At 72.3% G+C, this 21,221-nt stretch carries 23 protein-coding genes; 8 read left to right on the top strand and 15 right to left on the bottom strand.

The features are described 5' to 3' along the window. Nucleotides 1–5: 5 nt before the first annotated feature. Nucleotides 6–1,199: an elongation factor Tu gene (tuf, locus tag OG885_RS40720; RefSeq protein ID WP_405741064.1), complete on the bottom strand. Its 1,194-nt coding sequence runs from the start codon at nucleotides 1,197–1,199 to the stop codon at nucleotides 6–8. Nucleotides 1,200–1,254: 55 nt separating this feature from the next. Further along, on the bottom strand, nucleotides 1,255–2,208 hold the full coding sequence (locus OG885_RS40715; protein WP_405741061.1) for a ribose-phosphate diphosphokinase: 954 nt from the start codon (nucleotides 2,206–2,208) through the stop codon (nucleotides 1,255–1,257). 199 nt (nucleotides 2,209–2,407) lie between these two features. Between OG885_RS40715 and otr(A) the strand changes: the two genes are divergently transcribed. Then, nucleotides 2,408–4,264 carry a tetracycline resistance ribosomal protection protein Otr(A) gene (gene otr(A) / locus OG885_RS40710; RefSeq protein WP_405741059.1) on the top strand — a complete coding sequence of 619 codons (1,857 nt, stop codon included), beginning with the start codon at nucleotides 2,408–2,410 and terminating at the stop codon, nucleotides 4,262–4,264. A 9-nt stretch (nucleotides 4,265–4,273) separates the two neighbouring features. Here otr(A) and OG885_RS40705 read toward each other — a convergent pair whose 3' ends face one another. Then, nucleotides 4,274–5,464: a cytochrome P450 gene (locus OG885_RS40705; RefSeq protein ID WP_405741057.1), complete on the bottom strand. Its 1,191-nt coding sequence runs from the start codon at nucleotides 5,462–5,464 to the stop codon at nucleotides 4,274–4,276. A 200-nt stretch (nucleotides 5,465–5,664) separates the two neighbouring features. On the opposite strand from OG885_RS40705, the gene OG885_RS40700 reads away from it, so the two are divergent. Beyond that, a complete protein-coding gene (locus OG885_RS40700) occupies nucleotides 5,665–6,306 on the top strand; it encodes a DUF4230 domain-containing protein (RefSeq protein WP_405741054.1) in 642 nt (213 codons plus the stop codon). A gap of 21 nt (nucleotides 6,307–6,327) precedes the next feature. Here OG885_RS40700 and OG885_RS40695 read toward each other — a convergent pair whose 3' ends face one another. Genes OG885_RS40695 through OG885_RS40670 form a run of 6 tightly spaced genes read right to left on the bottom strand, consistent with a single transcriptional unit; the run spans nucleotide 6,328 to nucleotide 10,056 of the window. Next, nucleotides 6,328–8,088 (bottom strand): complex I subunit 5 family protein, encoded by a 1,761-nt coding sequence (locus OG885_RS40695; protein ID WP_405741051.1) that lies wholly within the window; start codon nucleotides 8,086–8,088, stop codon nucleotides 6,328–6,330. Then, complete coding sequence (locus OG885_RS40690; protein WP_405743113.1) at nucleotides 8,088–8,435, bottom strand: sodium:proton antiporter; 348 nt, start codon at nucleotides 8,433–8,435, stop codon at nucleotides 8,088–8,090. Before OG885_RS40690 ends, OG885_RS40695 begins: the two co-directional genes overlap by 1 nt. Then, nucleotides 8,435–9,175, bottom strand: a complete 741-nt coding sequence (gene mbhE / locus OG885_RS40685) for a hydrogen gas-evolving membrane-bound hydrogenase subunit E (RefSeq protein ID WP_405741049.1) — start codon at nucleotides 9,173–9,175, stop codon at nucleotides 8,435–8,437. The genes OG885_RS40690 and mbhE overlap by 1 nt, the downstream gene beginning before the upstream one ends. Further along, nucleotides 9,172–9,432: a hydrogenase subunit MbhD domain-containing protein gene (locus OG885_RS40680; RefSeq protein WP_405741046.1), complete on the bottom strand. Its 261-nt coding sequence runs from the start codon at nucleotides 9,430–9,432 to the stop codon at nucleotides 9,172–9,174. The genes mbhE and OG885_RS40680 overlap by 4 nt, the downstream gene beginning before the upstream one ends. Beyond that, nucleotides 9,425–9,877 carry a monovalent cation/H+ antiporter complex subunit F gene (locus OG885_RS40675; protein ID WP_405741043.1) on the bottom strand — a complete coding sequence of 151 codons (453 nt, stop codon included), beginning with the start codon at nucleotides 9,875–9,877 and terminating at the stop codon, nucleotides 9,425–9,427. Before OG885_RS40675 ends, OG885_RS40680 begins: the two co-directional genes overlap by 8 nt. Further along, complete coding sequence (locus OG885_RS40670; protein ID WP_405741040.1) at nucleotides 9,874–10,056, bottom strand: hypothetical protein; 183 nt, start codon at nucleotides 10,054–10,056, stop codon at nucleotides 9,874–9,876. The genes OG885_RS40675 and OG885_RS40670 overlap by 4 nt, the downstream gene beginning before the upstream one ends. Before the next feature lie 218 nt (nucleotides 10,057–10,274). Between OG885_RS40670 and OG885_RS40665 the strand changes: the two genes are divergently transcribed. Next, nucleotides 10,275–10,823: a VanZ family protein gene (locus OG885_RS40665; RefSeq protein WP_405741038.1), complete on the top strand. Its 549-nt coding sequence runs from the start codon at nucleotides 10,275–10,277 to the stop codon at nucleotides 10,821–10,823. 3 nt (nucleotides 10,824–10,826) lie between these two features. Here OG885_RS40665 and OG885_RS40660 read toward each other — a convergent pair whose 3' ends face one another. Then, nucleotides 10,827–11,600, bottom strand: a complete 774-nt coding sequence (locus OG885_RS40660) for a sulfite exporter TauE/SafE family protein (protein ID WP_405741035.1) — start codon at nucleotides 11,598–11,600, stop codon at nucleotides 10,827–10,829. 166 nt (nucleotides 11,601–11,766) lie between these two features. On the opposite strand from OG885_RS40660, the gene OG885_RS40655 reads away from it, so the two are divergent. Next, on the top strand, nucleotides 11,767–13,002 hold the full coding sequence (locus OG885_RS40655) for a ricin-type beta-trefoil lectin domain protein (RefSeq protein ID WP_405741032.1): 1,236 nt from the start codon (nucleotides 11,767–11,769) through the stop codon (nucleotides 13,000–13,002). 23 nt (nucleotides 13,003–13,025) lie between these two features. On the opposite strand, the gene OG885_RS40650 is transcribed toward OG885_RS40655, so the two are convergent. After that, nucleotides 13,026–13,262, bottom strand: coding sequence for a hypothetical protein (locus OG885_RS40650; RefSeq protein WP_383479859.1), 237 nt, complete (start codon nucleotides 13,260–13,262; stop codon nucleotides 13,026–13,028). 141 nt (nucleotides 13,263–13,403) lie between these two features. Here OG885_RS40650 and OG885_RS40645 point away from each other — a divergent pair, with 141 nt between their 5' ends. The 3 genes from OG885_RS40645 to OG885_RS40635 all read left to right on the top strand — a co-directional run bounded on the left by OG885_RS40645 (nucleotide 13,404) and on the right by OG885_RS40635 (nucleotide 16,414). After that, nucleotides 13,404–14,444, top strand: coding sequence for a PHP domain-containing protein (locus OG885_RS40645; RefSeq protein WP_405741030.1), 1,041 nt, complete (start codon nucleotides 13,404–13,406; stop codon nucleotides 14,442–14,444). Between the two features lie 40 nt (nucleotides 14,445–14,484). Continuing rightward, nucleotides 14,485–15,159 (top strand): HAD family hydrolase, encoded by a 675-nt coding sequence (locus OG885_RS40640; protein ID WP_405741027.1) that lies wholly within the window; start codon nucleotides 14,485–14,487, stop codon nucleotides 15,157–15,159. Between the two features lie 295 nt (nucleotides 15,160–15,454). Continuing rightward, the gene (locus OG885_RS40635) at nucleotides 15,455–16,414 is read left to right on the top strand and encodes an SDR family NAD(P)-dependent oxidoreductase (RefSeq protein WP_405741024.1); all 960 of its coding nucleotides are present in this window, start codon (nucleotides 15,455–15,457) and stop codon (nucleotides 16,412–16,414) included. Here the strand turns inward: OG885_RS40635 and OG885_RS40630 are convergent. Both OG885_RS40630 and OG885_RS40625 read right to left on the bottom strand, forming a co-directional pair. Then, entirely contained in the window at nucleotides 16,411–18,024 is a 1,614-nt protein-coding gene (locus tag OG885_RS40630; protein WP_405741021.1) for a helix-turn-helix domain-containing protein, read from the bottom strand. The genes OG885_RS40635 and OG885_RS40630 overlap by 4 nt on opposite strands. Then, nucleotides 18,021–18,302 (bottom strand): helix-turn-helix domain-containing protein, encoded by a 282-nt coding sequence (locus OG885_RS40625; RefSeq protein ID WP_405741019.1) that lies wholly within the window; start codon nucleotides 18,300–18,302, stop codon nucleotides 18,021–18,023. Before OG885_RS40625 ends, OG885_RS40630 begins: the two co-directional genes overlap by 4 nt. A 127-nt stretch (nucleotides 18,303–18,429) precedes the next feature. Between OG885_RS40625 and OG885_RS40620 the strand changes: the two genes are divergently transcribed. Next, nucleotides 18,430–19,458 carry an SDR family oxidoreductase gene (locus tag OG885_RS40620; RefSeq protein ID WP_405741016.1) on the top strand — a complete coding sequence of 343 codons (1,029 nt, stop codon included), beginning with the start codon at nucleotides 18,430–18,432 and terminating at the stop codon, nucleotides 19,456–19,458. A gap of 28 nt (nucleotides 19,459–19,486) precedes the next feature. On the opposite strand, the gene OG885_RS40615 is transcribed toward OG885_RS40620, so the two are convergent. Further along, nucleotides 19,487–19,720 carry a hypothetical protein gene (locus OG885_RS40615; RefSeq protein ID WP_399965732.1) on the bottom strand — a complete coding sequence of 78 codons (234 nt, stop codon included), beginning with the start codon at nucleotides 19,718–19,720 and terminating at the stop codon, nucleotides 19,487–19,489. Between the two features lie 84 nt (nucleotides 19,721–19,804). Beyond that, nucleotides 19,805–21,094 (bottom strand): ROK family protein, encoded by a 1,290-nt coding sequence (locus OG885_RS40610; RefSeq protein WP_405741013.1) that lies wholly within the window; start codon nucleotides 21,092–21,094, stop codon nucleotides 19,805–19,807. Between the last annotated feature and the right edge of the window lie 127 nt (nucleotides 21,095–21,221).

The following is a 21,221-nucleotide window of genomic DNA, read 5'->3' as shown; positions in this document are numbered from 1 at the left end:
CGCGGCTATTCGAGGATCTTGGTGACCTGACCGGCGCCGACGGTCCGTCCGCCCTCGCGGATGGCGAACTTCAGCCCTTCCTCCATGGCGACGGGCTGGATCAGCCGCACGTTCATGGTCGTGTTGTCGCCCGGCATGACCATCTCGGTGCCCTTGGGCAGCGTCACCACCCCGGTGACGTCGGTGGTGCGGAAGTAGAACTGCGGGCGGTAGTTGTCGAAGAACGGCGTGTGCCGGCCGCCCTCGTCCTTCGACAGGATGTACGCGCGCGCCTCGAAGTCCTGGTGCGGGGTGACCGAGCCCGGCTGGATGACGACCTGCCCGCGCTCGACGTCCTCGCGCTTGACGCCGCGCAGCAGCAGTCCCACGTTCTCCCCCGCCCGGCCCTCGTCGAGGAGCTTGCGGAACATCTCGATGCCGGTGACGGTCGTCCTCGTCTTCGTCTCGTGGATGCCGATGATCTCGACCTCCCTGTTGACGTGCAGGATGCCGCGCTCGATCCGGCCGGTGACCACCGTGCCGCGGCCGGTGATCGTGAAGACGTCCTCGATCGGCATCAGGAACGGCTTGTCCACGTCCCGCTGCGGCTCCGGCACCGCCGTGTCGACCGCGTCCAGCAGATCGAGCACCGACCGCGTCCACCGCTCGTCACCCTCCAGCGCCCGGAGCGCGGAGACCTGGACGACCGGCACGTCGTCGCCGGGGAACTCGTACTCGCTGAGCAGCTCGCGCACCTCCAGCTCGACGAGCTCCAGGATCTCCTCGTCGTCCACCATGTCCGTCTTGTTGAGGGCGACGACGATGTACGGCACACCCACCTGCCGGGCGAGCAGGACATGCTCCTTGGTCTGCGGCATCGGCCCGTCGGTGGCGGCGACGACGAGGATCGCGCCGTCCATCTGGGCCGCGCCGGTGATCATGTTCTTGATGTAGTCGGCGTGGCCCGGGCAGTCGACGTGCGCGTAGTGCCGGGCTTCCGTCTGGTACTCGACGTGGGCGATCGAGATGGTGATGCCGCGCTGCCGCTCCTCGGGCGCCTTGTCGATCTGGTCGAAGGGCGTGAACGGGTTCAGGTCGGGATACCTGTCGTGCAGCACCTTCGTGATGGCCGCGGTGAGCGTGGTCTTGCCGTGGTCGATGTGCCCGATGGTGCCGATGTTCACATGCGGCTTGGTCCGCTCGAACTTCGCCTTCGCCACGAGGGCCTCCAGGTCACCTGAGGGACGCCGGGCCGAACCCGGCTCTCCCTCCTGTCTATTCGCTCGGCCGCGCGTCGAACAGGGCGCTGACGGACTCGCCGTTGTGAATGCGCCGCACGGCCTCGGCGAGCGCCGGGGCGATGGACAGGATGCGCAGCTTGTCGGTGCGCTCCTCCTCCGGGACCGGCACCGTGTTGGTGCAGACGATCTCCAGGACGTCGGGCTGTTCGCCGATCCGCTTGAGCGCACCGGCCGCGAACAGCCCGTGCGTGCACGCCACGCGGATCGAGCGGGGCTTCAACTCGCGCAGCCGGTCAAGGAGTTCGAGGACGGTGCTGCCCTTGGCGATCTCGTCGTCCAGGACGATGACGTCCCGGTCCGTCACCTCGCCGATGACGTCGCTGATGCTGACCCGGTCGTCCGCGTACCGCTGCTTGGCCCCGGCCGCCACCTGGGCGCCGATGAGCCGGGCGAACGCGGCGGCCTCCTTGGCGTTGCCGAGGTCCGGGGAGACGACGGTGGTGCGCGAGAGGTCGTACTGCCGGAAGTGCGCGGCCAGTTCACGCAGTGCGTGCAGATGGTCGACGGGCACCGAGAAGAAGCCGTGCACCTGCGGCGAGTGCAGGGTCATGGCGAGGACCCGGCTCGCGCCGGCCGACACCATCAGGTCGGCGACGAGGCGCCCGCCGAGCGAGATGCGGGGCGCGTCCTTCTTGTCGGAGCGGGCGTAGGAATAGTGCGGCATGACGACGGTGATCCGCCGCGCGGAGGCGCCGCGGGCCGCGTCGCACATCAGCAGCAGCTCGACGAGATGCTCCTGGACGGGCTTGACCAGCGGCTGGACCAGGAAGACGTCCCGCTCCCGGCAGTTGGCCTGAAGCTGCACCTCCAGGCAGTCGTTGGCGAACCGGCTGACCCGGGTGGGGCTGAGCGGCACACCGAGATGCGCGCAGACCTCCGCCGCCAGCTCGGGGTGGGCACTACCGCTGAACACGGCGATGTCTCGCACGATCCGCTCCTCGCATGATCATCTCGGGCTGCCGCCCCTCATGCTACTGACCTGCGAAATTCGCTTGCGCACGGCCCACACCGGCAGGCCATGATGGCGGCGTCCGTGTTCCCTCACGTCAGGATGACCCGCATGCGCCGACTCCTCGGAATCCCCCAGCCCTTCCACAGGCCCACGGTTCTCGAGGACTCAACCAAGCATGCACACCCTGAACATCGGCATTCTGGCCCACGTCGACGCCGGTAAGACCAGCCTCACCGAGCGGCTGCTGTTCGACCACGGCGCGATCGACCGGCTCGGCAGCGTCGACGCCGGTGACACCCGTACGGACGACGGGGCGATCGAGCGGCAGCGCGGCATCACCATCCGCTCGGCGGTCGCCTCCTTCACCGTCGGCGACACCCAGGTCAACCTCATCGACACCCCAGGCCATTCCGACTTCATCGCCGAGGTCGAGCGCGCCCTGGAGATCCTGGACGGCGCGATCCTGGTGCTCTCCGCCGTGGAGGGCGTCCAGGCACAGACCCGCGTGCTCATGCGCACCCTGCGCCGGCTGCGGCTGCCCACGCTCGTCTTCGTCAACAAGGTCGACCGCGCGGGCGCCCGCGCAAAGGGCCTGCTGGACGATGTCCGACGGCTGCTGACGCCGCATGTCGCGCCGCTCAGCACGGTCCAGGACATCGGCACCCCGCGCGCCCGTGTGCTCGCCGCGACCCTCGCCGACCTGGCCGAACCGCTGGCCGACGTCGACCCGGACATCCTTGCGGCGGTCGTGGACGGCCCCGCGCCCACCCCGTCCGACCTGCACAAGGCTCTCGCCGCGCGCACGGCCGACGGTTCGTTCCACCCCGTCCACTTCGGCTCCGCCCTCGGTGGCCAGGGGGTCGCCGGGCTCGTCGACAGCGTGGTCCGGCTCGTCCCGCCGGCCCCGACGGCCGTGGCGGGCACGCCGCGCGGCACGGTGTTCGCCGTCCGGCCCGGACCCGGCGGCGAACGCACTGCGTATCTCCGGTTGTACGACGGGGAGGTGACGGAGCGTCAGCGTCTTACGCTGCTGCGGCGCGACGCCGACGGGCGGACCCTGGAGGTCGCGGGGCGGGTGACCCGCCTCGACGTGATCGGCGGGAGCGGTCCGCTCACCGCGGGCAACATCGCGGCCGTCACGGGCCTCGCCGGAGTCCGCGTGGGTGACCGGATCGGCGAACTCGCGGAGCGGAACGCCCAGTTCGCGCCCCCGACCCTGGAAACCGTCGTCGCCGCCCGGCGTCCGGAACAGGCCGCCCGCCTCCGCTCCGCGCTGCTCGCCCTGGCCGACCAGGACCCGCTGATCCACGCCCGCCCCGTACCCGACGGCACCACCGCGCTGCTTCTCTACGGCGAGGTCCAGCTGGAGGTGCTGGCGGCGACCCTCGCCCAGGACTTCGGCATCGAGGCGGACTTCGCACCGGGCCGCGTCCGCCTTCTGGAGCGGCCACGCGGTGTCGGTGAGGCCTGGGAGGAGCGGCCCTGGCTCGACGGCACCCGGTACTGGGCGACGATCGGGCTGCGGGTGACGCCGGGAGAGCGCGGCTCCGGCGGGGTGTTCACCTACGAGACCGAACTCGGCGCGCTGCCCCGGGCCTTCCACCAGGCCATCGAGGACACCGTGCACGCCACCATGCGGACCGGGCTGTGCGGCGCGGCCGTGACGGACTACCGGGTCACTCTGATCCGCTCCGGCTTCGTCGCCCCGCTCAGCACGGCCGGGGACTTCCGCGGGCTCACCCCGTACGTGCTGCGCCGCGCCCTGGAGCGGGCACGGACGCGGCTCTACGAGCCGTACCACACCTTCGAGACCGAGGTCCCACTGGACGCGCTGGCCCCGGTGAGCGCCCACCTCGCCTCCCTGGGAGCCGAGTTCACGGGAACCACGGGCGGCAGCACGGGGTGGGTGATCACCGGCGAGCTTCCGGCCCGGCGGGTGCGTGAGATGGAGCTGCGGCTGCCGGGGCTCACCCGCGGGGAGGGGATGTGGTGGTCCCGTACGTCTGGCGACCGTGAACTCCGCCCGCACTGACCGGTGTTGTCACCACGACACCGGCAGACGCAGCGGACTGCGGGTCATCTGTCCCACCCGCCACTCGATGGCCCCGGGTGTGAACTCGGCCCGTAGCCGCGGGAATCGGGCGGCGAGGTGGTGCAGGGCGAGTTCGAGTTCGAGGCGGGCCAGCCAGGCGCCGAGGCAGTGGTGGGGTCCGGCGCCGAAGGCGATGCTGGGCGCGGTGAGGGGCGCGGACAGGTCGGGCGGGCCCGGCGGGAAGACGTCGGGGTCGCGGCCGGCGGAGTTGGTCTGGACGGCGACCACACTCCCCGCCGGGATCAGCACCCCGCCGACCTCCACGTCGGCGACCGCGCGCCGGATCAGGCCGGGCAGCACCCGGCCCTCGCTGAGCGGCACGGTACGCAGCAACTGCTCGGCCGCGGTCGCCGCCGCCTCCTCGTCACGGGCGAGCAGCGGCCAGCCGTCGCGCCCGTCGGTCAGGAGGTAGACGACGGCGTTGCCGAGGGCGCTCATGGTGGTCTCGTGCCCGGCGACGACCAGCCCCAGGGTCAGGGCGATCAACTGCCCTTCCTCGATACCGAGTTCATCACCGGCGGCGATCAGCCCGCTGACCAGGTCGTCCCCCGGCTCCTTGCGCCGCTCGGCGATCAGCGCGGCGGCGAACGCGCCGAACTCGGTCATCGCCGCCATGACCTCCTCGGCCGTGTGGGCGCCGCCGGACAGGGCGTGGTCGGCCCAGTGCCGGATGCGGTCACGGTCGAGACGGTCCAGGCCCATGAGCCGGCAGATCACGGACACGGGCAGCGGACGCGTGAACCCCTCCACGATGTCGGCGGGCCGGGGCAGGACCGCGAAGTCGTCGAGCAGCGCCGTGACCACGGACGCCACCCAGGGCCGCCAGCGCGCGACGGCCCGCGGGGTGAACGCCCGCTGCACGGTGGAGCGCAGCCGCTGGTGGGCGGGGCCGTCCTGGTTCAGCAGCCCGTTGGGATCATCGAGCAGATTCGGTACGACGAGCAGCGGCGGGGCGTTCTCGGCATGCAGCGACCTGCGGTCGAACCGCGGGTCCATGAGCACCTGCCGCACCTCGGCGTACCGGGTCACGAGCCACACCGGGGTGCCGGTGGCGAGGGTGGTGGGCCGGGGCGGCCCGGGCTCGGGAAGGCTGATGCGATGCATGGGACGTAAAGGCCGGGACGCGCTCTCTGCACTCATCCGGTTCTCCAGAAGCGCCGTTCGGGACGGCTTTCCACGCTAGTGCGCCGCCCACGCTTCCGTCAGCGGTGTCAATCGGCCAACGCCCCGGTCTGCCAAGGGCTTTGGGGGGCATTCGTTGAACAAGGAAGGAGGGCCGTCGCATGACGACTCCCACTAGGCGCACGACTCCCACCAGGCCCACGGCTCCCATCAGGCGCATGTCCAAGCGCATGCCCGGCTGGGCGAAGCTCGTGAGTGCCGTCGTTCTGGTGCTCGTCGTGTTCTTCGCCGGTATCCGGCTGAGCGTGCTCCCGGGCCTCAAGGACCTGTTCGGCACCGAGACCCATGACCGTTCGGGGCCCGCCCTGCTCCAGTCCATCCAGGACATCAGCCGTTACGACGCCGCCTCCGGCAACTTCCAGGTCGTCGTGGACCTGGAGAAGGACGCGAAGTACCTGCCCGACGCCGTCCGCGGCACCCGCACCCTGTACGTCGGGGCCGGCACCGTCGACGCGTTCGTGGATCTCGGCAAGGTGGGTGACAACGACGTCAAGGTCAACGAGGACCGTACGTCCGCCACGCTGGTGCTGCCGCACGCCCAGCTCGGCAAGCCCGCCCTGGACGCCGACCGCTCCTACGCGGTGTCCAAGCAGCGGGGCCTCCTGGACCGCCTGGGCGACCTGTTCTCGGACAACCCCAACAGCGAACAGGCCGTGCAGAAGCTCGCGGTGAAGCACATCCGCGAGGCGGCGAAGGACAGCGCGCTGACCGGCCGCGCCGAGAAGAACACCACGGACATGCTCGAAGGCCTGCTGCGCTCCCTCGGCTTCAAGGAGGTGAAGGTCACCTACCAGGCCTGATCATGTCGTCCGCGTGGCTGCTCAGAAGGCCGGGACGCCCGGCAGGGCCAACGCCCCGAGCAGGGCGGCGCCGACCAGCAGCCACGCCACGTAATCCCCGATGTGCCCGGACTGGAGCCGGCGCAGCGGCAGCGCCCAGCCCGGGGCGAGCAGCTTCGGGCGGGTGACCGCCACGGCGGCGAGGCCCGCGGCGAGCAGGGTCGAGGTGATCCCCAGCAGGACGCCGAGCGCGGTCCAGTGCAGCGGGGCCACCACGATCCCGCCGGACCCGGCTTCGTTCACGGCGTGGGCGACCACGTCGGCGAAGCCGGGTGCCACGCCGACCGCGAGCGACCCGGCGAGCAGCAGCGCGGGGACCGCCGTCATCGTGCCGGGGACCCGGCGCAGCCGTTGCCCGGTCTCGGGCTCCTCCCCGGAGCCGGTCGTCTCGTAGCCGCCGTCGTCCGAGGGCCTGGGCCCGAGGCCGAGGAACACCCGGGCGGCGACGCGCAGCACGGCACCGGCCGTGACGGCGCTGACGGCGACGTACAACACGGTGAGCGGGCCGCCCGCGGCCTCCTCGGTGACGGACTTGCCGAGTGCCGTGCCGAAGGGCGGCAGTCCGGCGAGACCGAGGGCGCCCAGGGTGAACAGCACGGCGACTCCGCGCAGTTGCCGTGCCTTGCCGTGCAGGGCGTGTTCGTCGACGCTGCCGTAGCGGTCGAGGAGGATGCCGGTGCAGGCGAAGAGGGCGGCCTTCACCCCGGCGTGGCCGAGCAGATACAGAGCGACCCCGTCGTCGGCCTCGGGTGTGAGGACGCCGATGCCGATGAGGAACAGACCGGTGTGGGCGACGGTGGAGTAGGCGAGCAGGCGCTTGATGTGGCGCTGGTACCAGCACATGACGGCGCCGATCGCGGCCGTCAGCACGCCGAGCACGACGAGGAGGCGTTCCAGGTCGCCGGCCGGGATGCCGCCGGGCCCGGAGAACACGGTGCTGTACACCCGCCAGACACCGTACGTGCCGAGTTCGACCATGACGCCGGAGAGCATCATGCACACCGGGGTGGGGGCGACGGCATGCGCGTCGGGCAGCCAGAAGTGGAAGGGCACGGCGGCGGCCTTGACCAGCAGCCCGGTCAGGACGAGGACGAACGCGGTGAGGACGAGCGCGTCGGGCGGTCCGTGCGCGTCGAGGCCCCGTCCGATCTGTGTCATCGCCAGCTCGCCGGTGCGGGCGTAGAGCAGGGCGATGCCCATGAGCAGGGCGTAGGCGCCGAGGGAGGTGACGACGGCGAAGGTGAGGGCACCCTGCACCGCCCTGGCCTCCTCGACCCGGTGGCCGGTGAGGGCGTAGGCGCACACGCTCATCAGCTCGAACCACACGAAGGCGTTGAACAGGTCGCCCGCGAGCGCGAAGCCGCACATGCCCGCCTGGAAGAGCAGCATCAGGGCGGGGAAGGAGCCGGCGTGCCGGCGCGGGGGTTCGTCGAAGTAGTGCCAGGAGTAGGCGAGCGCCGCGAGGGTCAGCAGCGAGGCGAGCGCGGCCATGCCGAGGCCCGGGCCGTCGCCGACGAGGACGATCCCGACGCTCTCGCCGTTCACGGGAACCCAGCCGCCGACCCACTCGACCATGGGCGGTGAGGAGTCGAGCAGCAGCACGATCGCGAGGGCGGCCGTGCCCGCCGACACCACGCAGCCCACCGACTCGGCGGCGACCCGGGGCACGCGGCGGCCCCCGGCGACCAGCAGGGCGGCACCGAGGAGGGGGACGGCGACGAGGAGCGGCAGCAGGTCGTTCATCAGCCGCGCAGCTCGGAGAGTTCGTCGGGGTCGACGGTGCCGTGCCGCTTGGAGATCTGGACGACGAGTGCGAGCAGCAGCGCGGTGACGGTGGCGCCGACCACGACGTCGGTCAGGGTCAGCGCCTGGACGACGGGGTCGACCACCGGCCGCGAGCCGGGCTTCAGATCGGAGAAGACGGGCGCGGTCCCGTCGTCGCGGTAGCCGACGGCCAGCAGCAGCACATAGGTGGCGCACTGGCACACGGACAGACAGCCGACGGCATGGATGAGGTTCCGGCTGGTGGCGAGGCCGTAACAGCCCACCAGGAAGATCCATGCGGCGACGAGGTACGGCAGCACGTCCATCACGTCCCGTTCCCCTCCTCGATCTCGACGGCCTGGTCCAGGAAGCGGGCCAGCAGCACCACCACCGCACAGGCGACCTCCATCCCGACGGCCGCGTTCAGCAGCGGGACGGTGCCGGCGGAGGAGAGCGTGTTGAAGGTGCCGTACGGCAGCAGCGTGTTGGCGAGGAAGGCGACGGAGCCGATGAGGCCCGCGATGCCGGTGACGAGGTAGGCGGAGACGGCGAGGGCGTCACCGACCTCGTACAGGCCGATCGGCCGGATGCGTTCCAGGGCACGGTAGTCGGCGCCCAGGTAGAGCAGGTGCAGGGAGGTCGCGGCGACGACGCCGCCCTGGAAGCCGCCGCCGGGGCTGAGCTGGCCGTGGGCGACGACGTAGAGGCCGGTGAGCAGGGCGACGGGCAGGACGACGAGGGCGTAGCGGCGTACCGGGAGGGCCACGGGTTCGGCCTCGGGGCGGGCGCGGTGTTCGTCGCGGGTCTGGCGCAGCAGCACCACGCAGCCGAGGACGGCCGCGAACAGGATGGTCATCTCGCCGAGGGTGTCGAAGGCGCGCTGGTCGAAGTTGACGGAGGAGATGGTGTTGGCGGTGTGCCGGGCGAGGGACTCGCGCACGGCGCGGTCGCCGTAGGGGTGCCGGTCGCCGCCGAAGGCCGGCAGGTCCAGGCAGGCGGCCACGAGCAGCGCGGCGAGGCCGGCCCCGCCGACGGCCACGAGCCACAGCCGGACGCGCCGGCTCACTCCGGGTCCTCTCTCCCCCGGGCGCGCCGTCTGACCTTGCGGACGGCGAGCAGCAGCAACAGCGGGGTGAGCGCGGATCCCACGGCGAGCTGGGACAGGCCCACGTCCGGTGCCTGGAGCACGGTGAACAGCACGGCGAGGACGACACCGAGGACGGACAGGACGAGTGCCTGGCGTACCGGGTCGCGGACCGCGACGGCGGTGGTGGCGGTCGCGGCGACCAGCAGCAGGACGACGACGATCACGGCGTCAGCCACGGCGGACCCCGCGGAATCCGCCGGACAGGGCGCGCGAGGCGACGACGTTGCCGCCGATCAGCAGCGCCCCGACCACGAGGAGTTTCACCAGGGCCCGGCTCGGCCCGGTGACCACGCACAGGACGCCGACGACCGCGGCACCGAACCCGGCGGCCACCCAGGTCACGCCCCAAGCGCGGGGCGGGTCGTCGGCCAGTTCGTCGGCGAGCAGCCGGGCGAAGACGAGGGTGCCGACCGGGCCGAGCAGGGCGAGCACCAGGGCGAGGTCGACGTACGACGGACGGGTGTAGCCCTGTGACAGCAGCAGAAGGGCCGGACAGGCCAGCGCGGTCGACATGTTCTGGGCCACCACCCGGCGCCGCAGCGGGCCGGTGGCGACGCCCCACAGGGCCGCGCCGATTCCTGCGCCGAGGGCGAGGGTCGCCCCGAGGATCCAGCCGTTCACCGTGCGGTCACCACCCGCCGGGCGGCGGTGGCCGCGACCGCGGCGACGGCCGCGGCGCTCGCCCCGACCACGCGTTCCAGGGTGTCCACCGTGCTGATCAGGACCAGCCACAGCGCCGCGAGCGCGATCCACCAGGCAAGCGCCTCGGCCAGGGTGAGAAGGGTCGTACGCGGGTTCATGCGCCACCTCCTCACGGCCTGCCGGCACGGCTTTCGCGCCATCCAAACACCGTCCCGGGGGCGGGTGGCGGCGGCGCGCGCGGGTCTCAGCCCGGAGTGCCCCACCCGTACGAAGGGAAACCGCGGGTGCGCGCAACCAGGCCCGGCGGCGCCGCATTGTCGGCGGGTTCGCGGGTAATCGCCTTACGACGCAGGGAAGTTGAAGACTGGAGGACCGCATGGCCCGTGTTGCCTTACGTCCGCGATCCCCGTTCCGCCTGCGCCCCGCCAGGTCCGACAAGGCCGGGCCGGAGCCGCCCGCCCCCGCTCCGAAGCAGCGGCGCAGTCCGCTCGCCGCCCTCCGCCGCATGGTGGGGATGGTCGCCGCGTTCGCCTTCATGGTGGCGTTCGCGGTGGTGCTGGCCCGGCTGACGCTGGAGCCGTCGCCCGCGTCCGAGGCGCTGACGCACACCAACCTCCACCCGGGCCGCTCCCTGCGGGCCTATCTCGACCAGCCCGAACTGCGGGACGCCGTCAAGCAGATCGGCGGCAATGTGCTGCTGGGCGTGCCCTTCGGTGTCCTGGTCCCGGTGCTGGCGCCGCGGACCCGCGGGGTGCTGCGGGTGCTGCTGCTGACGGCCGTGGTGATGCTGCTGGTGGAGTTCGCGCAGGGCGCGCTGATCACGGGGCGGGCGTTTGACATCGACGACGTCATCCTCAACACCTCGGGGGCGCTGATCGGTTATCTGCTGCTGGGACGGCGGCTGAGCCGGGCCGTGCACCGCTGAGGCTCAGCGCGTCGACAGCTGGACGATGGCCACGGTGCCGACGATCACGATGAGCGTGCGCAGGACCGCGGCGGGCAGTCTTCGGCCCGCCGCGGCCCCGAGCTGTCCGCCGACGGCGGAGCCGGCCGCGAGCAGACCGACGGCCGTCCAGTCGAAGTCGGCGGCGACGAGGAAGAAGAGCGCGGCGACGCTGTTCACGACGGCGACGAGGACGTTCTTGACGGCGTTGAGGCGTTGCAGGTTGTCGTCGAGGCGCAGACCCATCAGGGAGACGTAGATGATTCCCTGGGCGGCGGAGAAGTAGCCGCCGTAGACGCTCGCCAGGGCGAGTCCGACGAGCAGCGGCGGGCCGCCGTCGGCGTGGCCCGGGGTCCGTCCGGTGCGGGCACGGCGCGCGCGGAGCCATCGGCCGGTCAGGGGCTGGAGGGCGACCAGCGCGAGGGCGAGGCCCACCAGGACGGGGACGATCGTCTCGAACGCGGCGGCCGGCAGGACCAGCAGCAGCGTGGCCCCCGTCAGCCCGCCCAGCACGGCGCCGGCGCTCCACTTGAGGATGCGGCGGCGCTGTCCCGCGAGTTCCCTGCGGTAGCCGATGGCCGCACTGATCGAGCCGGGGACCAGACCGAGCGCGTTGGAGACGGTGGCGGTCACGGGCGGGAGCCCGGTCGCGAGCAGCACGGGGAAGCTGATCAGCGTCCCGGACCCGACGGCGGCGTTGACCGCACCGGCGCCCACGCCAGCGGCGAGGACGGCGAGTATCTCTCCGAGGCCTTCCATGAGGTGATCCTAGGAACCGGAGGCTTCGGCACCGACCGAAGTGTCCCGGCACCACCGGCATCACCCTCCTCAACTCCTGGTCCGTACCAAGGTATTGACGGACGCTTATCTCACTTCTTAAATCAAGAGGCGACGCCTTCACCCCCCACCTCAGGAAGGGAGAGCCGTGGCAGCCCCACGCCTGCTCCGGAAATGCCTCTTCGCCGTCCTGTCCGCCGCGCTCGTGGCCACCGCCGCGACGGGTTCCGCACAAGCGCGGGCGGAGCAGCCGGCCTCGGCCGCCGCGGCCGTGGCCTTCTCCGACACCTTCGACGGCCCCGCCGGTGCCTCCGTCGACACCTCCAAGTGGCAGATCGAGACCGGCGACAACGTCAACAACCATGAACGGCAGTACTACACGGCGGGCAACCGCAACGCGGCCCTGGACGGCCAGGGCCATCTGGTCATCACGGCCCGCCGCGAGAACCCCGCGAATTACCAGTGCTGGTACGGCACCTGCCAGTACACCTCGGCCCGGCTGAACACCTCGGGGAAGTTCACCGCGCAGTACGGGCACGTCGAGGCGCGGATGAAGATCCCGCGCGGGCAGGGCATGTGGCCGGCGTTCTGGATGCTCGGCACCCCGGTGAACTGGCCGGACTCGGGCGAGATCGACGTCATGGAGAACGTCGGCTTCGAACCCTCCACCGTGCACGGCACGATCCACGGCCCCGGCTACTCCGGCTCGGGCGGCATCGGCGCGGGCTACTCCCTCCCTGGCGGCCAGGCCTTCGCGGACGCCTTCCACACCTTCGCCGTCGACTGGGCGCCCGACTCGATCACCTGGTCCGTGGACGGCACCGTCTACCAGCGGCGCACCCCGGCCGACCTGGGCGGCCGCACCTGGGTGTTCAACAAGCCGTTCTTCCTCATCCTGAACCTCGCGGTCGGCGGCTACTGGCCGGGCGACCCCGACGGCTCCACGGCCTTCCCGCAGCAGCTGGTCGTGGACCATGTCTCGGTGACGACCGGCGACACCGCCACGGGCGGCGCGATCAGGGGACTCGCCGGCAAGTGCGTCGACGTCGCCGGCGCGAACCCGGCGAACGGCACGCCCGTACAGCTCTACGACTGCAACGGCACCGCAGCCCAGCAGTGGACCGTCGGCACGGACGGCACCCTGCGCGCGCTCGGCAAGTGCCTGGACGTGACGGGCGGCGGCACCGCGGACGGGACCGCCGTACAGCTCTACGACTGCAACGGCACCGCGGCCCAGCGGTGGACCGTCACCGCCGCGCACGACATCGTCAACCCGCAGGCCGACAAGTGCCTCGACGTGACCGGCAACAACTCGGCCAACGGCACCCGGCTCCAGATCTGGACCTGCACCGGCGGCGCCAACCAGAAATGGACGATCGGCTGACCGTCCACTCCGCCGGACAAGCCCTAGTGGCGGGTCCAGGTGAACTTGTCGCCGCCCACCCAGCGGACCACGTCCGGGTCGTCCAGGTCGTGGACCGTGATGCCGAACGCGGCGGCGGCCTCCAGGACGTCGGTGACGGTCTTCGCCTCACCGACCACTTCTCCGTCGATCTCCACGATGCGGAACGGCGGCGTACCGGGCTGCACCCCGAGCACCATGATCCGCGGATGGGAGATGTGCGGGCTCGCGACTTCGGTCATGCAATAGAGCGTAGAACGCATTCCGGATCGGCGAACCGTACGAGAACCGTACGAGTTGTCCGGGATGTACCCGGCGGGCTCGCCGTGCGCTCTCCTCCGGGCCGGGGAACCCTGGAAGGGACGCCGGCCTAGGAGGTGGCGATGGAGCCCGTGGCGGCACTGGACCGGATCGCCTTCCTGCTGGAGCGGTCCCTCGCGCCCACGTACCGGGTGCGCGCCTTCCGTACGGCCGCCCGGGTGCTGGCCCAGCTCCCGGAGGCGGAGCTGCGCGAGCGGGCCGCCGCCGGGACGCTGGAGGCGCTGAAGGGCGTCGGCCCGAAGACCGCGCAGGTGGCGGTCGAGGCACTGGCGGGGCGGGTGCCCGGATATCTGGAGAAGCTGGAGGGCGAGGCGGCGAAGCGGCCCGACGTCGGCGGCGGCGAGGGGCTGCGGGACCTGCTGCGCGGCGACTGCCATCTGCACTCGGACTGGTCGGACGGGGGCAGCCCGATCGAGGAGATGGGCCGGACCGCAGCGGAGCTGGGGCACGAGTGGGCCGTGCTCACCGACCACTCCCCGCGCCTCACCGTGGCCCGCGGCCTCTCCCCCGCGCGGCTGCGCGAACAGCTGGACGTGGTGGCGGAGCTGAACACGACCTGGGCGCCGTTCCGGCTGCTCACCGGCATCGAGTGCGACATCCTCGACGACGGCTCGCTCGACCAGGAGGAGGAGCTTCTGGAGCAGCTCGACGTCGTGGTCGTCTCCGTGCACTCCAAGCTGCGCATGGACGCCCGCTCCATGACCCGCCGCATGGTGGCCGCCGTACGCAATCCGCACGCGGACGTCCTCGGGCACTGCACCGGGCGGCTGGTCACCGGGCGCGGGCGGCCCGAGTCGGAGTTCGACGCGGACGAGGTCTTCGCCGCGTGCGCGGAGTCGGGCACGGCCGTGGAGATCAACAGCCGGCCCGAACGGCTCGACCCGCCCCGGCGGCTGCTGCGCCGGGCCGTGGCGGCCGGCACGCTCTTCTCGATCGACACCGACGCGCACGCGCCCGGCCAGCTCGACTGGCAGATCCTCGGCTGCGCCCGGGCCGAGGAGTGCGAGGTGCCCGCCGAGCGGGTGATCACCACCTGGTCCCGGGAGGAACTGCTGGCCTGGACCCGGGACCGGAGCACGCCGTCCCGAGTGATCGGCTCCTGAGGTGGTACCCGTGCGAGAGGGACGACGGAAGGACGGGCGTATGGAACGGGCGGCCGTGTTCGATGTCGACGGCACCCTCGTCGACACCAACCATCTGCATGTGACCACCTGGTGGGAGGCGTTCCGCCAGGCGGGCCACCACGTGCCCATGCACGCTGTCCACCGGGCGGTGGGGCTCGGCTCCGACGACCTCGTCGCGCATCTGCTCGGCGAGGACCGGGACAAGGACCAGGACGAGCAGCTCAGCGCCGCGCACAAGGCCCTCTACGGGCAGTACTTCGACCGGCTGCCCCCGCTGCGGGACGCCGGACGACTGCTGCGCCGCCTGGACCACGAGGGCTGGACGGTGGTGCTCGCGACCTCGGCGGGCGGCGCGGAGCTGTCGGCGCTGCGGCGCGCGATCGGCGCGGACGACGCGATCAAGGCGACGGCGAGTGCCGACGACGTCTCCGAGGGCAAGCCCGCCCCGGAGCCCGTGGAGCACGCGCTGGAGCTGGCGGGCGTCCCGGCCGAGCGGGCGGTGTTCGTGGGCGACACGGTGTGGGACATGAAGGCGGGCAGCCGGGCCGGGGTGCGCTGCGTGGCCGTGCTGTGCGGCGGCATCCCGCGCGCCGATCTCGTCGAGGCCGGGGCCGAGGCGGTCTACGACGATCCCGCCGCCCTGCTCGCCTCGCTCACGGACAGCCCGTTCGCGAGGCTCCCGTCCGGCCAGTGACGCACCTCACGCCATAACGCGACAGGCCGGGGAACACCCCAGGGTGGTTGCCCGTTGAACCACACGTGGGTACGGACGGGACAGTGTCCCCGGGCCTCACCTTTTGCCCACAGGGACGATCGTTCGGCTGAAGCCCTGTGGAGCCTTTCGCCGAGAGGCGACCGCCGTCCGTGCCCACCACTGGACCGCCCCGACCGTGATTCCCCCGTCCGGTCGGGGCTTTCTCTTGCCCCGATCCACGCGCGGGCCGCCCGCGCTTGACTTCGAGCGCACTCCAATTCGTAGCGTTCCGGGCATGAGCACTGCACAGCACAAGATCGGTTCGGGATACGACGCCCAGAGCACCGCCGACGAGGTCCTCGCCGGCATCGACCTGTCCGGGAAGCTCGCCGTCGTCACCGGCGGCTACTCGGGACTCGGCCTGGAGACGACCCGTGCGCTCACCAAGGCGGGCGCCCGGGTGGTCGTCCCGGCCCGCCGCCCCGACGCCGCCCGTGAGGCGCTGGCGGGCATCGACGGCGTCGAGGTGGACACGCTCGACCTCGGCGACCTGGAGAGTGTCCGGGCCTTCGCCGAGCGCTTCCTCGCCTCGGGCCGCTCGATCGACCTGATGATCGACAACGCCGGGATCATGGCCTGCCCCGAGACTCGGGTCGGCCCGGGCTGGGAAGCCCAGTTCGCCACCAACCACCTCGGTCACTTCGCCCTGGTCAACCGGCTGTGGCCGGCGATCGCCCCCGGCGCCCGCGTGGTCTCCGTGTCCTCGCGCGCCCACCACTTCTCCGGGATGCGCTGGGACGACGTCCACTGGGCACAGGGGTACCACAAGTGGGAGGCGTACGGGCAGGCGAAGACCGCGAACGTCCTGTTCGCCGTCCACCTCGACCGGCTCGGCGCCGAGCGCGGCGTCCGTGCCTTCTCCCTCCACCCGGGCGGCATCCACACCCCGCTCCAGCGCCACATCCCCAAGGAGGAGATGATCGAGCGCGGCTGGATCGACGAGGACGGCACCCTTCTCAACCCGGGCTCCTTCAAGACCCCGGAGCAGGGCGCGGCCACCCAGGTGTGGGCGGCGACCTCGCCGCAGCTGGCCGGTATGGGCGGCGTCTACCTGGAGGACTGCGACATCGCCGAGCCCGCCGTCGACGGCGATGTGAGCGGGGGCGTCAAGTCCTGGGCGACCGACCCCGAGCAGGCGGCCCGCCTGTGGGAGCTGTCGGCGGAACTGACCGGCGTGAACGCCTTCGTCGGCTAGTCGTCCTCCCCCGCGGCCGCGGGGTCGGGTTCCTCGCCGACGGTGTACGTGTCCTTGACCTTCACCTCGGAGACCCCGCGGCCCTCCGGGAAGACCCGCCGCCAGTCGCCGATCACATGAAGTTCGTCGGTGCCCATGGCGCGGACGACCGTCAGGCCCTCCTCATGGGCCTTGAGCGCCTTCATCCAGAGGTTGGCGAAGGCCTGCGAGCGGATGAGGTGCATCCAGTCGGGGCGGTACAGCTCCCGGTTGTAGTTCGACTCCCCCATCGTGGAGACGAACTTGGAGTACATCGCCTTCACGTACTCCAGCGTCACGTCGTCGTCCTCGACGATCGCCCGGTCCCGGGCCTCCTTCAGCGCGACCCGGAACTTCTCCAGCAGGCCCTCGGTGGCGCCCGAGGTGAACGACTCATGGATCTCCGGCGGGTCGCACAGCCCGTACTTCGGCCCCGACAGCCGCAGCAGCAGCCGCAGGGTCGGTTCGGTGACCCAGAGCGGGCCGGGCTCGTCGCGGTTGCCGATCGGGTTCGGCAGCTCGGCCTCGTGGTCCCAGGCCGGCGGGGTGATCAGATGGACGCCGGCGCGGCGGCGGTCGTGGTCGAAGCCGGTGGAGTGCTCCAGCTGGCCGATCGGCAGATGCGTCTTGAGCGCCGACAGATACGCGCCGTTGATGTCGAGCGCGGTCACCTCGTGCGCTCCGGGCGGGAGTTCGGTGCGGGCCCACTTGGGGCGCGCCTCCCAGATCCGGTCGGCGCCGCGGGCGGTCTGCTTGCGCAGGACGTCCGGGATCCAGGGGTGCGCGACGACGTCGTACCGGCCGCCCTTGCGGGTCTCGTCCAGCAGCGCCATGGCGTCCGGGATGGCCTTCTTGACCAGCGCCGCGGTGGCGGCCTCCAGGTCGCCGCTGTGCTTCTCGAGCGCGGCGGCCACCGCGGCGCCGATCAGGTCGGGGCTCTGGTCCGCGGTCTGCATACGGCGGCCGACGGGGACGACCCGTACGGGCTTGGGGGCGCGGTCGCGTGAGGCGGGGGCCTGCTCGCGGCGCCCGGCGCGGGCGCCCTCGGCAGTCACCGGCGCCGTCCGCTCGGCCGGCCCGGGCGCGGCCGGGGCAGCCTCCGGTTCCGGTGGTACGGGCGCCGCCGTACCGCAGTCGGCGGGGTCCAGGTGCTGTGGGAAGCCCGCGACCTGATGCCGGGCGGGGCTACCGCACAGGACGCAGGGCTCGGGGGTCGGCAGAGCCTCGACCTCGTCGGCCTCCCCCGTGTCGCCGGTCCCCTCCCGGGGCGCGTCGGCCTCGTCGGCACCGTCCCGCGGTTCTACGGCGTCGGCGGCGTCCGGCGCCCCCTGGGCCGTCTCCGCCGTCCGCGCCGCCAGCTTCGTGCGGGCGCCTTCCAGGAAGTACGCGTACTTCTCGCGCACCTCCCCGCCCGGGTCCCGCCCCGACTCCCAGCCGCCGACGGTGGAGGGGCTCACGCCGAGCGCCTGCGCCACCTGGGCGCGGGACAGGTTGAGCCCCTCGCGCAGGCTGCGCCGCACGTCGACCGGGGGCAGCGGCACCTCCTGGCGGGCCTCGGCCAGCAGGGCGTCGATCGCGTCGAAGTCCGTCATCGGGTCACCGCCGTCGGCCCACCGGAGCGGCGGCGCCGCACGGGCAGGGTCTCGCAGGCCCGGGTCGGTCCGGCGAGGAGGTCGAGGACGTCGATGCCGAAGTGCGCGGCCAGCGCGTCGCAGTCGGCCAGGCTCCAGGCGGCGCTGCCGGACTGACGGCGGCTCACCTGCGCCTGGCTCACGCCGAGCGCGAGGGCGACGTCCGCTTGTGACTCACCCGTCGCGTGCATCAACGCAGCCACCGACGACCTCACTCGTTCTCCCAAGGACAGTCCCACCCCGCCACCCTACCCGGCCTCATGCGTCTGCCGTATGAGCCATGCCTTCGGCGCAAGGGCGCGTCGCGTGTCGCCGCCCGGGTACTCGGGGGGCTCCCCCGCAGCGCAGGCCCGAGAGGAGCCGAACGTGAGCAGCACAACGGGCAGCAGGATCGTCGTCACGGGCGCCACCGGCAACGTCGGTACCAGTGTGGTGCGGCTCCTGTCGGAGGATCCGGAGGTCGGCTCCGTGGTGGGGCTGGCCCGCCGGGCTCCGCAGTGGTCGCCGCCGAAGACGGACTGGGTCACGGTCGACCTGTCCGCCGAGGAGACGGATCTGGCGGCCGAGTTCGCCGGCGCGTCCGCCGTGGTGCATCTGGCCTGGGCGTTCCAGCCGACGCACGATCCGGTGGCGACCTGGCGTACCAATGTCCTCGGTTCGCTCCGGGTGTTCGAGGCGGTGGCCGCGGCCAAGGTGCCGGCGCTGGTGCACGCCTCGTCGGTCGGGGCGTACTCGCCGGGTCCGAAGGACGAGGCCGTGGACGAGTCCTGGCCCACCCACGGCTGGCCGGACGCCGCGTACTGCCGGGAGAAGGCCTATCTGGAGCGGGCCCTGGACACCTTCGAGCGCGACCATCCGGAGGTGCGGGTGGTGCGGATGCGGCCGGCGTTCCTGTTCAAGCGGGAGTCGGCGAGCGAGCAGCGCCGTATCTTCGGCGGTCGTTTCCTGCCCGGGCCGCTGGTCCGCCCTGAGCTGCTGCCGTTCCTGCCGGACATCCCGGGACTGCGGGTGCAGGCGCTGCACACGGACGACGCGGCCGAGGCCTACCGGCTGGCGGTGCACTCGACGGTGCGGGGCGCGTTCAACCTGGCCGCCGAGCCGCCGGTGGACGCGGAGCTGCTGGGCGAGCTGCTCGGTGCCCGCCCGGTCCGGCTGCCGCGCACCGCGGCCCGCTCGGCGATCGCCGCCGCCTGGGGCCTGCATCTGCTGCCCGCCTCGCCGCATCTCTTCGACGCGGTGCTGCGCCTGCCCCTGATGGACTGCACCCGCGCCCGGACCGAGCTGCGCTGGCGTCCGGAGCACACGGCGAACGAGGTGCTGGAGGAGTTCCTCGACGGGCTCCAGCAGGGAGCCGGGGCGAGCACGGAACCGATGCGGGGGCGGAAGGCGGGCTGAGCCCGCTCCGCCCCCCTGACGGCCTGCGTCAGTCGGCCGGCTCCTGCGGTTCCGGATGCTCCGGGTGGACGTTGGCGGAGCGCGGTGCGCCCTGGCGGCCCGTGCCCGCCTCGTCCGTGTCGGGGACGTCGGCGCCGGCCTCGTCCTCCTCGGACAGCTCGGGAGCCGCGTCCCAGCGGTCCTCCCCCTGCCCGGCCTGCTGGTCCGGCAGGTCCCTCGGGACGGGCTCGCCGTCCGGGCCCGTGCGGTGCTTGTCGGCCACGGCGTCCTCCCTTCACGTCGTACGGGAGACACGCGAGTACCTCCGCCCGTCACCGGCGAAACCCAACGACCGGTCCCCGGAAACTCAGTGCGGGGCCCGCTCCTCCAGCGCCGTCCGCCAGGCCGGGTGCGGTCCTTCGGGGGCGGGCTCGGGGCGGCGGCCGCCGCGGGCGAAGAAGTCGGCGAGCGGCAGGATCGCCGCGCCGACCGTGACCGCGTCGGGGCCCAGCCGGCCGAGGTCGATGGTGACCTTCTCGGCCGGGTGGCGCAGGGCGTACGAGGCGGCATGGCGGCGTACGGCGGGCAGGAACCGGGTGCCCAGCTGGAGCCCGGCCCAGCCGCCGATGAGGATGCGTTCGGGCTGGAAGAGGTTGATCAGGTCGGAGAGCCCGGCACCCAGGTACTCGGCGGTCTCCTCCAGCACGGACAGCGCCACCGGGTCGGCCGTGCCGCCGTCGGCCGGGTAGGCGGCGGCCAGCATCGCGGTCAGCGCGGTCTCCTCGTCGGTACCCTCGGGCGGCCGCCCGCCCTCCTCGCGCCAGCGGTCGAGCAGTGACTCGGCGCCCGCGTACGCCTCCAGACAGCCGAGCGCGCCGCACCGGCAGCGGCGGCCCCGCACCCGTACGGTCAGATGCCCCCATTCGACCGCCCGGCCGTTCTCCACCTCGGGTGTGACGAGGCAGGCGCCGACGCCGGAGCCGAAGAGGACGACGACCGCGTTGTGCGCGCCGCGTCCGCCGCCGAACCACATCTCGGCCTGGCCGAGGGTCTTGGCGCCGTTGTCGATGAAGTACCGGACGGTGTCGGGGAGCCGGGAGGTCGAGCGGAGCAGGGCTTCCAGCGGGACGGCGTCCCAGCCGATGGTCTGGCCGTGCACCACCGCGCCGCGCTCCGCGGTGCGCTCGACGATGCCGGGGACGCCGATGCCGACTCCGAGGAGTTGTTCGGGGGCGATGTGCGCGTCGGCGAGGACCTCGGCGACGCCGTCGCGGATGTGACCGACGATGTCCTCGACTGCATAGCGCTGCTCGGTCAACGGCCGTTCGGCGCGGGCGAGTTCGGTGAGGGTCAGGTCGAACAGCTCGACCCGGACCCGGGTCTCGCCGACGTCGACTCCGATCATGTGGCCGCTGCCGGGTGACACCCTCAGCAGGGTGCGGGGACGGCCGCCGTCGGAGTCGACACTGCCTGCCTCCTCCAGCAGGCCGTCGGCGACCAGGTCGGCGACCACGTTGCTGACGGAGCCGGAGCTGAGGCCGGTCGCCGGGCCGAGTTCGAAGCGGCTGAGGGGTCCGTCGAAGTAGAGCCGTTGCAGCACGGCCGTCCGGTTGGCCCGCCTCAGATCGCGTACCGTGCGCCCGTTCCGCCCCGCCATGTGGCTCCCCTCCGAACCCTGTCCGACCTGCAACATACCGCTCCGGGGGCACCGAGGGCGACTTTCCCCACCCTCTTAATTCACGATGTGAAATCGGCACTCACGTAATTCACTGGCACCGCCTCGA

Origin of the sequence: Streptomyces sp. NBC_00028 (assembly GCF_045041065.1) — a bacterium.
Classification (GTDB): Bacteria; Actinomycetota; Actinomycetes; order Streptomycetales; family Streptomycetaceae; genus Streptomyces.
This window is presented reverse-complemented; position numbering and strand designations above follow the sequence as displayed.